Below are 13,497 nucleotides of genomic sequence, written 5' to 3' on the forward strand. Positions count from 1 at the left end.
GTAAAAAGCAACAGACACACGCGGTTTATTCAATGTTCCTCTTAAGACCGAACATTTAACCATTGAGTTTTGAGAGAAAATTTCCCGCCAGCGATAGGGGAGATTTAAATAAAAATTCTCTCCATATAAGATCTTCAAATCAAAAGGATTTAATAATTTTAAAGCCTTTCGGGTATCTGCGATGAGTGTTTTGGTGGGCTCTATGGTTTCATCAATTCGGATACCTAAAAAGAATAGTCCCGATGGTGAATAATCATCCTCAGCAACATACTGTAATGCTGCGTTTTCAATGTGAAAATCAAGCTCTACTTCAGAACCCAATCCTGTATAATCAAATTGATTTTGGGCTTGTGGTGTTAAATTATTAACAAGCTCTTGCCCCTCAAAATAGATGGAGTAGGGTTCGCCCACCAAAGCAGCAAAAGCAGTGATGATGTTTTCACTCAAGGTTCCTGATTTAAACAGTTTGCCTGTTTGCTCGAAGGTTGGACTTCCATGAATGTTTTCATCGATGGGAACATTGTTAATCACTATTGCCGAAACTAGTCTATTAGTACTACGTTGGCTTGTAAGCGTATTAATTAATGTTTCGGGTAATATCGTGTATATTTTTTTTCGGAGCAATTGGATATAGTGCTCTCCCCCTAAAGGGTTATATACAATTTCGTTAAACTCCTGTACTAGTTTTTGTTTCTCCTCAGTACCCAGAGTGATTTCAATAATACTTTTTTCGTCCATGGTAATTCCATATTTAAATCCTGTACTTCTGATTAAAAATCAGTCCTGCTTTTTTGCCAAAAGCTATTTTTTAGCTGCGAGGCTTTATATCAAACGTTTCTTGGCAGTTTTAATTAGCGAGGGGATCCTAGGCCAATATTCAAGATAAAATTACCGTAATAAATACGGTATAGATGTAAATTTATAGCTCTCGTGAAACAAAAAAACTTAGCATTTAGGGAATTTATTTAATATTATTAAGGGGCGCAATGTGTAAAATATTTATCTTAATTCAAGATGTTATATATGCATTGCAAAATTTGGTATGAAATCTGAATTGAGCACAATAATTAGAATTAGATTATAATCAGGCTAAGGTAAAATTGAGCGGGAGGCTAATTGAGATGAGTCTAATAGTATGCCCAAGTGAGATAAAATATTAGCTTACAACCAAGTTGATACAAATGTTTTGCAAGGATATCAACTGATAAAGAGTTGTGTATGAAGTATAGGGACTACGATTTACACCAAGAAAAATTGATTCAACCTCATCAAAATGGCATTAAATTGTGTAAGCCTAACGAGATAGTGGATGACTCAATGACTATAAAAGATATATTTAATATGCCACTGAATGTCTATTTTACTAACCATGAAAGTAAAATTTTAAGTCTAAATGATTCTACAGCAAAATTAACCGGATTTTCTTCTACCAACGCCGCTATTGGTAATACAATCGAACGAGTAACGAATAGAGTTACTGCTAGTATCTCCCTCGAACATGATAAACGTGTCCGCAAACATGGTGAAATGAAAATTGTTGAAGAACATTTTTCGCGTTTAGACGATATAAGCTACCCTGCTCTTTCCATTAAATTTCCTTGGTATAATTCAGAAAATAAGATAATAGGTGCCTTTGGATTTTCTATTGTTATGGGAGAATATGCGGAGGCTTCATTAGCTGAATCATTGATGCATATTTTCAATACTGGCTTATTTGTTAAAAAAAATCATTTGCAATCCATAAATAATATTTTACCTGGACATGAGTTAGATGGAGTCTATTTATCTAAACGAGAAATAGATTGTCTTCAGCACCTGATTCAAGGAAAAACAACTAAAATGACAGCAAAAATACTTAGGCTTTCGCCTCGGACTGTTGAATATTACTTAGAAAATATAAAGGCCAAACTTGGAGTTAATTCAAAAGCAGAATTAATTCATAAAGTAATGAGAAAAGTATTAGTTTAATTTAAAAGAGACACATGGAACATATAATTTTAATACTTGGTTCTTATAACAATGATCAAGGTGAGTTGTCTCACATTGCTACTGCTCGATTAATGAAAGGCATATCAGATTATAAAGAACATGGAAATTCTAAAATACTATTAACTGGTGGTTATGGTGATCATTTTAATCGCACAGATAAGCCTCATACCTTTTATGCAAAACTTTTCCTTATAGAAAATAAGATATCAGAAGATGATATTTTAGAAGAGGTAGAAAGTACCTATACTTTAGAAGATGCTTTATTGTCTAAGGAAATTATTGATAAACATTCTCCTGAAAAAATAATAATAGTAACTTCTGATTTTCATATGTCTCGGGTTCAATTTATTTTTAATTCTATTTTTAATGGCTATCAGTTGCAGTATTCTGCTGCAACCACTTATGTTTCAACAGAAGAATACAATGCGATTCTTTCTCAAGAAGAAAAAAAATTAGAGACAATCAAACAAAAAATAGGATACCCGAATGGAATTCCATACTAGTAACTTACCGATCATTATTAATACATCTTATCCAACCGTAGCTATATTAACGAGCACAAATCATTCTTCATTTGTAATACATTTACTTAAAGACTACTTTCCTAAGAGCAAAATAATTGTTGATTCACCATCAGAAATAAAACGTGTGCAACATGCCCACTTAATCATTCTATTGAAAGTAGATAATAGTGCCATAGAGGGTTCTTTTTCAATCCAAAATGGCAATATATCCAATTGTCCTGCCATTAATATTGTTGGTGGAGGTATTGCTGGTGTTGTTTATGCGGTACGCGCATTACAAACTAAAATCAAACAAGAAGATTCTATTTTCATTGACAGTTTAACTATTCATGAGTTTCCCTCTTTGCCTTATCGGTTTTTCTGGACTTGGGATCACAGTACGAACTGGTATTTAGAACAACATGGGTTGCAAGAAATTGGTTTTGCGAATTCTTACACTAAACCTGAGGATGGTTTTTTAAATGACTATTTTCGATTAATAGATTATATGTCAATTCACCGTATCAATGGTTTAACCATTTATGGATTTTTACGTGATAGTCATGGAGGTATTGAATCAGCACAAGTTATTTGTAATTATGCAAAGGAACGCGGAGTTAGGATTTTTCCAGGGGTAGGAATTAATTGCTATGGTGGAATTTATTGGGAAGGTTCTCATCCATATCATTTAAGCAACTGGCTAAAAAAGCACCCATTTTTACGTGCCGAATTTTCACAGCCTTCAGAATTTAATCTTCCTGATTTTCAAAGATTACATTTACCTGAAACATTTTATTTAAATGCTGCTTGTCCATCAAAACCAGAAAATATTAATTATCATGTGGAAGCACTTCAATGGCTAGCTGAAACTTTTGATATTGGTGGTATTAATTTTGAAACTGGTGATTATGGGATATGTCAATGTTCTACTTGTAACAAGCGTCGCAATATTCATCAACAATGGTCTGTGCACGATATGGCAGAGGTTTATCCACAATTATTTACCGCCGTTAAAAAAATGAAGAGTGATGCATGGCTTATTTGCGAGTCTTATTGGGATAATTTACTGGATTTAGATGCACTAGCCCCCTTAAGTGATTTGCCAACTGATTCAATATATCAATTCTGCATAAATAGGCACTATTGGCAACAGCTAAAATCTCAATTAACTTCAGAGCATGTAAAAAAATTACCACAACCTATTAATATTTTACGTACTCATATGGGGTCACAATGGCAGCAAGAGCGTTACACATTTGTTGGCAAACGTTTTTCTGAAATGATGAGACTTGCTTATCAAACTGGATTGAAAGGTGCGACAATCTTTGGTGAAGTAAGTTCCTTTAATCCAATTAATGAAATCAATTACCTTGCTTTTGCGCGTTTTGGATATGATTCAACTCTAACCTGGGAGAGTTTTTTACAAAATGATTTAGCTTATTTGTTTGGTGGTTCGGAAGCAGCCCTAAATTTTATTGATTTATTTCATACCGAACCAAGAATACTCAAATCTGCAATTGACAAGGCGCGAGAAATAGCAAATCAGTACACAGGAGATATTTACCGGCGCTGGGTATGGTTACAAAATCGATTATTTCAAAAATTGTATATGCAATAATAAATTAACGTAACAAATAGAGATATGCATAGGAATAATCAATGTCAATGGAACCGTCCCTGCTTGAGTTTCTCGAAATGGAGTATTTGGGTTTATTGTTTTAATCGACACTAACTCCCTTGACATGCTTTTATAATTTAAGTAATACTTTTTCATACTTTGAATTTGCCGTAAATAGAAAACGCAAAAGCAAAGAATTAATGGAAAACGATATCACCATAAAAATTTATCTGCATGAGGCCGATAAAAGATGATATTCATTTGTGCTGGATGCCGCAGGATGCAAGATGGGCGCAACAGACAGTTGCAATGAATAATCAACTTAATGAGGTTTCAAGATGTCTATAGCAAAATTATCTAGGCTCGATCTATTAAACGAATTTGATTCTGCACCAGAATCCGCATTATTTAACCAACAAACCGTTGCTGCGGTATTAAATTGCTCAACCCAATTACTCGAACGTAATCGTTGGGCAGGTACAAGCCTTCCTTATTTAAAAATCGGGCGTAAAGTGTTGTATCGCAAAAGTGATGTACTGAGTTTTCTCCAACAACAAAAAGTTTATCGTTCAACCAGTGATGTGGGTCAATTGCTGGCGTTGGTTAACGAATAAGTTTTATTGTTGTTTAACGGCTCAAGGAATGAAGCCAATTGGATTTTTATCTGTGGCGATTTCCGTAAAATTTAGCTGGAGAAATTTGTATGGCATTTAATCAAGTTATTACATTACCTCATACTAAAACTCGCCCCGTTGTTTGTGAGTATGCCGGCGGTCATTTCAAAATAAGTTGTGTGGATAAGTTAGGTTGGTATGACGATGTTTTTGTTACCGCTCATGATGCAATTGGCAATGCCAATGAAAAAGTTGTTTTTCAAAATACCCATGTTATTGAACCTGCATTATCTTGTGTAGGGACAGTAGAGGAATGGCGAGATTCAATAGGGCGTATGGCTTTGGGGAATTCCCGGTTAATTTTTGCATTGCTACAGCGTTTGCACCAAGTTTAGCTAAGCTTGCTGGTGAAGATTCAGGTGGCTTTCATTTTAGAGGTGCTTCTTCATCAGGCAAAAGTACGGCATTGAAAGTAGCAGCTTCAGTTTGGGGTAATCCTAAAGCTTATAGTCGTGTATGGCGTAGTACTTCGAATGGATTAGAAGGTTTAGCCGCTTTGCATAATGACGGATTATTGATTCTTGATGAGCTTAGCCAGATTGATCCACGAGAAGCTGCATACCTATTAGCCAATGGACAAGGAAAAACGCGAGCGACTCGATCAGGAACAGTAAAATCATCGACTAGTTGGTCATTATTTTTTCTTTCAGCAGGTGAGGAATCACTAGCCGGACTAATGGCAAAAGCAGGACTTCGGGCTAATGTTGGCCAAGAAATTAGGCTAGCCGATATTGAAGCAGATGCTGGTGCAGGTATGGGACTTTTCGAACAGTTACACGATCATCTTAATCCTGCCACTTTAGCCATAAATTTAAATGAAAATGCGAATCGTTATTATGGAACAGTAGGAATGAAATGGTTAGAAAATCTAGTTTCCAATCGCCAAATGCTTATTCCCATCATGAGTAATAGGAGCAAGCAATTTGTTGATAACGTGATAAACCAAGAAGCTACCGGTCAGATCACAAGAGTAGCTAGACGGTTTGCACTTGTAGCCACAGCTGGAGAGTTAGCCACTCAGTTTGGTCTTACTGGATGGCAACAAGGTGATTCGTTCAAAGCAGCTAATTTGTGTTTCCAGTCATGGCAAGAAACATTTGGCACAGATGGGAACAGAGAAGATCGAGCAATACTCGCCCAAGTACGGGCGTTCTTCGAGTCTCATGGTACCAGTCGATTTGATAATGTCAAAGCGCCTAATAATGAACGCATTCAAAATAGAGCGGGATTTTATAGAGTGGATGATGAAGGCTTTCGTCAGTTTATGGTTCTGCCAGAGGTTTATAAGAATGAACTATGCAAAGGATTTGATCAACGCATGGTAACCAGAGTGCTGCTCAATTACGATTGGATTATTCCTGCATCTGATGGCAAGGCCTCAAATAAACCTCGAATTAGGGGCGTTGGTACTCCAAGGTTGTATCTCTTTACGGATAAAATTTGGGGAGGAGAGTGAGCTTTTATTTGCCCATACACGGGTGTAAGACAGCTTAAAAATGATGAACCCTTGGTGAATGTAGACGGTGAAGAGTAAAAAAATAGTTACGGAAAACCTTATCCACTCTATGTGTTTTCAATTTAGTAACTTCACCACGATTGTTCACCAGTGATTCACCGCGATTTTCTCCAAATTTTTTCTTCAAAACCTAGCAAGATGCTTATAAACAAAGGATTTCCTAAGCATCCAATGGAAATGCGAAAGGTGTAAGACTCTTCTTTTTAATTGATTTCATTATGCTTGCTTGGTTAATTATCGTATTTCTTGCTTATTTTAATTTATTAGCGCATTTCAATTGCGTATTTGTGATTGAATTTGTCTCACCTGTCCCATCATAAAAAAACTTGGTGGGATAAATAAAACCCAATAACCATCAGGGATCCCATCAGTCCCAGTTGTCCCACTAACGAAACCTAAGTTACAATTCATTTGATTAAATGGAGTAATTTAATCACAAACACGCAATTAAAATGTGCTACAAAATTATCCTCTTAGAAATGTGGTATCTATAATATTTCGATGACGTCATTTAAGTACCTAATCAAGACAGCACACCTTACGCAGCATTTGCTGAGGCGTGTAATTCCTTGTATTTACAGGATAAAAAGGCATTTGAAAAAAAAGAGAATGAAAAAATTCAGTTAATGCTCGATAAACATACAAAAAACAGTATGCATTGATGCATCAAATTTTAATTGGGTTAATATTTTTAGTATGCATATTTGCAGACTCTATATAGTTAACTTATTGAAATGAAATAATTAATATAACTAAATTTCCAAACAATTTGTATGCAGTGATGCATCAGCTAAAAAATTCGATGTAATTAAAAAAGATGGTTTATATAAAAAATCAAATCAGTGTAGGCTGGGCTGATAAGCCCAGAAATCTTCATTGAATATCTTCAAGAATTTGGTTATAAATACCGAAAAGGAATATTAAGAAAGTCCAACTCTATGCGATACCGAAGAGCATTGGTGCCAGGTGCCACCTATTTTTTCACATTAAATTTGCAATATAGACAAAGCAATTTACTCATTGATTGTATCGATGATTTAAGATTCGCATTTAGAAAAGTCCAGCAGCGACATCCCTTCTATATAGACGCTATTGTCATCTTGCCTGACCATGCACATATGATAATGACCTTAATACCCAATGATATTGATTATTCAAAACGGTTAAGCTTAATAAAGGCAACTTTTTCCAGACAAATTGAGCCTTATGAAACAATATCAACATCCCGACAAAGAAAACGTGAGCGAGGTATCTGGCAACGCAGGTTTTGGGAGCACATGATACGCGATGCATCCGACTATGAGCACCACATCAATTACATTCATTATAATCCAGTGAAACATGGCTATGTCAAAAATCCTTCAGATTGGCCTTACTCAAGTATCCATCGCTTTATTCGTGAAGGAATCTTGGGTGCTCATTGGGCTTGTGGTGATTGTTTTAAGAAATCCTGGTTTGGTGAGTAGATTAGACATGCTGGGCTTAGCAGCCCAGCCTACGCTTGCTAAGTGTTTATAAAAATTTCCTCGATATCTTGTCAAAAAAAGAAAAAATTACAAAGGAAGAGCTTAACTTGGAAAAACTTTCAGCGAATGCAAATGAATTGAAACTCAAACTAAAGAAATTTTATCTATAATACAATTTTACGCAGCTATGAATCTTTTTGTGGCTCTACGAGGTGCGGACAAAGGTTTTTGCCGTGAATCTAATTCGTGTTCGCCTCAGATCTGTAATTTAATCCATATTTTTTACAAATAGTCTAAAATATTAGTAGCAACCCTGAATAGCCATTCATATAGAAGGAACTTAATAATGGTTAAATGGTATAATTTATTTTTTGTAATATTACTTTGTGGCGCCTATTTGCCAACAATACACGCTACGCCTTCTCAAGCGGATATTAATAATTATAAAAATATGGAATATGAGACTTGTAACAAGCAGTGCTATGCCAACAGAGAAAGCTGTTTTGCTCAATCAAGAAATTTAGCTAGAAATCGCGCCGAGTGGCAATCTATGGATCTAGCCTGTTTTCAACAGAAAAATGCTTGTGTCTCGCAATGCCAATTGATATTAAGCCGGCCTTATTGAGAAGAAATTACTACTGCCAGAATGCCCGGATGAAGTGAAACGAAATCTGGGCTGTTCGAAAAGCTCAATATAACGGATTGTGGCTGAGTCTACATTCAGGCTCGATGTAATGAACTAAACTTATATCTAAAAAATTACATATACAATATGATCGATTTAAATGATTCAACTAAATTGGAGAAATAGTAATGAACAGAGATAGTTGGATTAATGAGCTTATAGAATCTGTAAGGAAAATAGAACAACAAATTGAAGAAAAAAGACAAATAATTGGAAACAAAAACTGGGATCCTAGAGACAAGGCATCTGACTCAAAAAGTCAACGAGAATATGAACAATGGTTAGATATAATCTTTGATCAAGCACATGAACTAAAATTAAAAATCATAGCATTTATGAAATCACAAGAGAAATAATATTGGGCATTTAACAAGGAATGCAACAACGCACAAACTTTAATTTTATTTGAAGAAAAAATTATGCAAACGATTGATGAGCTAGTAAATAATGCTTCAACTCGTTATCGAAATGAACGCACGTTAGAAAGCTATACTCTTTTATGCTCTATTGTGAACTCTAAGAATGAAAGAAAATGGCTTAATGGTGATTATAACGATGAACTTAATCCTATTTCCGAGAAAATGAGAGATATAGAGATACAACACGGTTTAAAAGATGATGAAACATTTTTTATATCTGAAGCTCCAAAGTCTTGGCTAGATCTTGATAAACAATATAATCAGATTATTTTTGAAAAACTGAGTGAAATTTTTTGTACGATTGGATTTCCAGAAATCGGTAAAGAAATAAAAGAAAATTCTAAAGAGTTCCATAATAAACTTGATAAATATAATATCCATCTTCGCGATTCAATAATTTTAATAAAAAAGGGGACCTCTTTAATCAATAAAATAAAAGATGAAATGGATATAATATTCGACCAAAACAATATTGAGTTGTCGACATATTTGCTCCTTACTTATGGAATTGAATCTGCGATATGTTTGATCATGTTTAAATCCTATTTGTCATTTATTGATGAATTCGAGAAAAGGAAGAAGAACGATATAAATTATAAAAATAAAAAGCCATATAAATTAAGTATTGGTGATTTACTTGATATCTTTATAGCTCTCCCAACAAGCCCTTTCAATGAACTTGAAGAACGCGAAAAAAGAAATATAACAGAATATTTATCATGTATTAGAAATGATTATCATCATCCCTGGAGGTTTGTTCATAAGGAAGTAAGACCAAATCAACAGGAAATAATTAATCTTAAAAAAGCATTTGATGATCTAGTTGCTTGTGTAGGAGTTGATCCTGGTTGATGAAGAATATATGAACCTTTAGGTCAAGTATCAATGCACTTAGTGTTAGGAATTTCTGAAATTTCCTTCAAACTTCGACACATATTCGACACGTAAAATTTAAGGTTTGATTGAGTTTCGCCAAAACCCATACTGGGATTGGCTCCCCGGACAAGACTCGAACTTGTGACCTAATGATTAACAGTCATCCGCTCTACCGGCTGAGCTACCGGGGAATGTGGGCGAATCTTAAAACGATTCTGGCTGGGGGTCAAGTAGATTTAATAATAATTTTTTAAATCTGATTTATTTTGAGAATTTTCGTTTAACTATTAAACGAAAAATGGTCCTCGCTTACCAGCAGCGAGGAACGGATTTAGAATTTATTTGCAAAAATCTTGAAGACGATTGAGTGCATCTTGGAGTATTTCCATACTGGTCGCAAAGGAAAGACGAATACAGCCTTCGTTACCGAAAGCGGATCCTGGGACTAACGCGACTCCTGCTTCAGTTAACAATTTTTCTGAAAATTCGAGGTCATTGGCATAACCGCGTTTTTCAATAATGGCTTGTACACTGGGGAAAATGTAAAAAGTTCCATCAGCTGGGATGACCTCGATTCCAGGGATATCTTGTAATCGTGAAGCGACAAAATCATGTCTTTGATGAAAGGCTTTTACCATTTCTAAAACACTCTCGTGACCGCCAGTTAATGCAGCTACTGCTGCTCTTTGCGCAATCGAGCAAGGGTTTGAGGTGGATTGAGATTGAATGGTTTTCATTGCATTCATTAAAGAGGCAGGGCCCGCAGCATATCCTATGCGCCATCCAGTCATGGCATAGGCTTTGGAGACTCCATTGAGTACGATGGTTCTGTCGTATAACTCAGGACAGGCGTTAAGAATATTCGCAAAAGGTTGGCTCCAAAGAATATGTTCGTACATATCATCAGTTGCAATAACAATTTGTGGGTGTTTTTTCAATACCTCAGCCAATGCGTTTAATTCATCTAATGTGTACGCTACCCCCGAAGGATTCGATGGACTGTTTAAAAAGATCAGCCGTGTTTTAGAAGTAATAGCTTGTTCTAATTGCTGAGCATTGATTTTGTAGCGTTGCGCAGGCGTTGTTGAAATAACTACTGGAATTGCATCAGCGAGTAAGACCATATCTGGATAAGAAACCCAGTAAGGGGCAGGAATAATGACTTCGTCACCGGGATTAAGTAATGCTTGGCAAAGATTATAACAACTTTGTTTTCCACCCACGGAGACTAAAATTTGATTCAGTTGATAATCAAGACCATTATCTTTCTTAAATTTATTCTTAATGGCTTCCTTTAATTCAGGTATTCCATCTACTGCGGTATACTTAGTATGACCTTGCTGAATGGCAAGAATCGCGGCGTCCTTGATGTAATTAGGTGTGTCAAAATCAGGCTCTCCTGTACCTAAATTAATCACATCATGCCCTTGTGCACGCATTTGGGTCGCTTTTGCAGCTACAGCCAAAGTAGGTGAGGGTTTAACTTTTTGCACGCGTGTTGCCAATGCGATATTCATTTATTTCTCCTGTGAGATATACTATAAAGATATGAAAGATTTATTTAAAATTTACGCCGATTATCAACCTGCCGGTGACCAGCCAACTGCCATAGCCTCATTAATCGATGGCCTGAAATCAGGTTTGGCCAAACAAACCCTTTTAGGTGTCACTGGTTCAGGTAAAACCTTTACTATAGCACATGTAATTCAAGCTATGCGAAGGCCTACTTTAATTATGGCTCCTAATAAAACGCTTGCTGCCCAGCTTTATGGTGAATTCAAAGCTTATTTTCCGGATAATGCGGTGGAATATTTTGTTTCCTATTATGATTATTATCAGCCGGAAGCTTATGTGCCTTCTTCAGATACCTTTATTGAAAAGGATTCATCCATCAATGACCACATAGAGCAAATGCGTTTGTCTGCAACCAAAGCCTTAATTGAACGTAAAGATGCCATTATCGTTGCAACTGTTTCGGCAATTTATGGTTTGGGTGATCCTGATTCTTATTTGCGTATGGTATTACATCTTTCCCGCGGAGAACAATCCGATCAGCGTAAAATTTTAAGACGACTCGCTGAAATGCAGTACACTCGCACCAATTTCTCTCTAGAACGTGGTCAATTTCGTGTGCATGGCGATGTTATTGATATTTTTCCCGCTGATTCCGAAAAAGAGGCAATACGTGTTGAGTTATTTGATGATGAAGTAGAAAATATTGCTCAATTTGATCCGCTAACTGGCGAAATTTTGCACCGCTTACCTCGGGTTACCGTTTTTCCTAAAACCCATTATGTCACACCGCGTGAACGTATTTTGCAAACTGTCGATTGGGTGAAAGAGGAACTGCAAGAACGCTTGGTTGAGTTTAAGGAACAAAATAAATTAGTTGAGGCACAGCGCTTAGAACAACGCACGTATTTTGATATCGAGATGATGTTGGAGTTGGGATATTGTTCCGGTATCGAAAATTATTCACGTTATTTATCGGGACGAGAGGCAGGTGAACCTCCGCCTACTTTATTTGATTATTTGCCGGACGAGGCGCTATTGATTATCGATGAGTCTCATGTCACCGTGCCTCAAATTGGAGGAATGTATCGGGGTGATCGCTCACGTAAAGAAACTTTAGTGCAATACGGTTTTAGGCTTCCTTCCGCGCTGGATAATCGACCGTTACGGTTCGAAGAATTTGAAGCGCGTTCACCACAAACGATTTACATTTCGGCAACGCCAGGTTCTTATGAACAAGAACATGCTGATAATGTTGCTGAACAAGTCGTTCGCCCAACAGGCCTTGTGGATCCTGAGGTGGAAATTCGTCCAGTTCGTACTCAAGTCGATGACTTAATGTCGGAAATTCGCCAAGTGATCCAACACGATGGACGAGTTTTAGTGACTACTTTAACGAAACGAATGGCAGAAGATTTAACCGATTATCTGAATGAGCATGGAGTTAAGGTGCGTTATTTGCATTCGGATATTGATACTGTAGAACGAGTAGAAATAATTCGTGATTTGCGGTTAGGTGTTTTTGATGTTTTAGTAGGGATTAATTTATTACGTGAAGGTTTGGATATGCCCGAAGTTGCTTTGGTAGCTATTCTTGATGCAGATAAAGAAGGATTTTTACGTTCCGATCGTTCTTTGATCCAAACTATAGGGCGTGCTGCACGTAATATGAAAGGACGAGCAATTCTCTATGCCGACAAAATAACCGGTTCCATGCAAAGAGCTTTGGAAGAAACAAACCGAAGGCGCGAGAAACAAAAAGCGTTTAATGAAGCGCATGGGATTACACCTAAAGGAATTAATAAATCCATATCAGACATTATGGAAGGCGCTTACGCAGGAAAGCGCAAAGCCGTAGTTGCAGAATCGATCCCAGAATATAAGCATTGGTCAACTCAAGAGTTAATGAAACACATTAATACTCTGGAAAAGCAAATGTATTTACATGCTAAAAACATGGAGTTTGAAGCGGCTGCGAAAGTTCGTGATGAATATCTTTTATTAAAGAAACAACTGGTGCAAGGATAGCCCCGACAGACATGGATTATGAACCCTTTCGGTTCAAGTGGGTAGCGGATGAATCGGTTCAGGCTTCCCACTCAGGGTGGGCTTGCACAACGCCGATTTCAGGATGCTTCCCATGCTGTTAGCATTGGTTCTAAAATCACTTGCTATCGGGTTAAGTAGATTATAACATGGCCAGCTTGATTAAAGTCAAGAATAAGAGAAAAAGTCTGTA

11 protein-coding genes, 1 tRNA gene, 1 other RNA gene and 1 pseudogene are annotated in these 13,497 nt (G+C 36.5%); 10 read left to right on the forward strand and 4 right to left on the reverse strand.

What is annotated here, in order from left to right:
* The coding region (locus tag Lgra_RS06910; RefSeq protein ID WP_058498721.1) for a hypothetical protein at positions 1-738 on the reverse strand (738 nt) is incomplete at its 3' end.
* Positions 739-1,218: 480 nt separating this feature from the next.
* Here Lgra_RS06910 and Lgra_RS06915 point away from each other — a divergent pair.
* From Lgra_RS06915 to Lgra_RS06955, 9 genes and pseudogenes are all read left to right on the forward strand, one after another.
* The gene (locus tag Lgra_RS06915; RefSeq protein WP_058498517.1) at positions 1,219-1,968 is read left to right on the forward strand and encodes a LuxR C-terminal-related transcriptional regulator; all 750 of its coding nucleotides are present in this window, start codon (positions 1,219-1,221) and stop codon (positions 1,966-1,968) included.
* A gap of 14 nt (positions 1,969-1,982) precedes the next feature.
* Positions 1,983-2,492: a YdcF family protein gene (locus Lgra_RS06920; protein WP_058498518.1), complete on the forward strand. Its 510-nt coding sequence runs from the start codon at positions 1,983-1,985 to the stop codon at positions 2,490-2,492.
* Positions 2,476-4,110, forward strand: a complete 1,635-nt coding sequence (locus Lgra_RS06925; protein ID WP_058498519.1) for a hypothetical protein — start codon at positions 2,476-2,478, stop codon at positions 4,108-4,110. The genes Lgra_RS06920 and Lgra_RS06925 overlap by 17 nt, the downstream gene beginning before the upstream one ends.
* Positions 4,111-4,448: 338 nt before the next feature.
* Positions 4,449-4,724 (forward strand): helix-turn-helix domain-containing protein, encoded by a 276-nt coding sequence (locus Lgra_RS06930; RefSeq protein WP_058498520.1) that lies wholly within the window; start codon positions 4,449-4,451, stop codon positions 4,722-4,724.
* Between the two features lie 176 nt (positions 4,725-4,900).
* Positions 4,901-6,240, forward strand: a pseudogene (locus Lgra_RS06935) (DUF927 domain-containing protein); the annotation flags it as partial.
* A 998-nt stretch (positions 6,241-7,238) separates the two neighbouring features.
* Positions 7,239-7,766 (forward strand): REP-associated tyrosine transposase, encoded by a 528-nt coding sequence (locus Lgra_RS06940; protein WP_058498521.1) that lies wholly within the window; start codon positions 7,239-7,241, stop codon positions 7,764-7,766.
* Positions 7,767-8,112: 346 nt separating this feature from the next.
* Positions 8,113-8,391 carry a hypothetical protein gene (locus Lgra_RS06945; protein WP_058498522.1) on the forward strand — a complete coding sequence of 93 codons (279 nt, stop codon included), beginning with the start codon at positions 8,113-8,115 and terminating at the stop codon, positions 8,389-8,391.
* Between the two features lie 188 nt (positions 8,392-8,579).
* The gene (locus tag Lgra_RS06950) at positions 8,580-8,807 is read left to right on the forward strand and encodes a hypothetical protein (protein WP_058498523.1); all 228 of its coding nucleotides are present in this window, start codon (positions 8,580-8,582) and stop codon (positions 8,805-8,807) included.
* Positions 8,808-8,870: 63 nt separating this feature from the next.
* Positions 8,871-9,722, forward strand: coding sequence for a hypothetical protein (locus Lgra_RS06955; RefSeq protein WP_058498524.1), 852 nt, complete (start codon positions 8,871-8,873; stop codon positions 9,720-9,722).
* Between the two features lie 139 nt (positions 9,723-9,861).
* Here the strand turns inward: Lgra_RS06955 and Lgra_RS06960 are convergent.
* Positions 9,862-9,937 (reverse strand) — tRNA-Asn (locus Lgra_RS06960).
* Between the two features lie 147 nt (positions 9,938-10,084).
* Complete coding sequence (locus Lgra_RS06965) at positions 10,085-11,263, reverse strand: pyridoxal phosphate-dependent aminotransferase (RefSeq protein ID WP_058498525.1); 1,179 nt, start codon at positions 11,261-11,263, stop codon at positions 10,085-10,087.
* Between the two features lie 31 nt (positions 11,264-11,294).
* Here Lgra_RS06965 and uvrB point away from each other — a divergent pair, with 31 nt between their 5' ends.
* The gene (uvrB, locus tag Lgra_RS06970; RefSeq protein WP_058498526.1) at positions 11,295-13,286 is read left to right on the forward strand and encodes an excinuclease ABC subunit UvrB; all 1,992 of its coding nucleotides are present in this window, start codon (positions 11,295-11,297) and stop codon (positions 13,284-13,286) included.
* Here the strand turns inward: uvrB and ssrS are convergent.
* Positions 13,281-13,451: non-coding RNA, 6S RNA (gene ssrS, locus Lgra_RS17215), on the reverse strand. The two genes, uvrB and ssrS, sit on opposite strands and share 6 nt — an antisense overlap.
* Positions 13,452-13,497 lie beyond the last annotated feature (46 nt).

Origin of the sequence: Legionella gratiana, from assembly GCF_001467695.1 — a bacterium.
Taxonomy (GTDB): domain Bacteria; phylum Pseudomonadota; class Gammaproteobacteria; order Legionellales; family Legionellaceae; genus Legionella; species Legionella gratiana.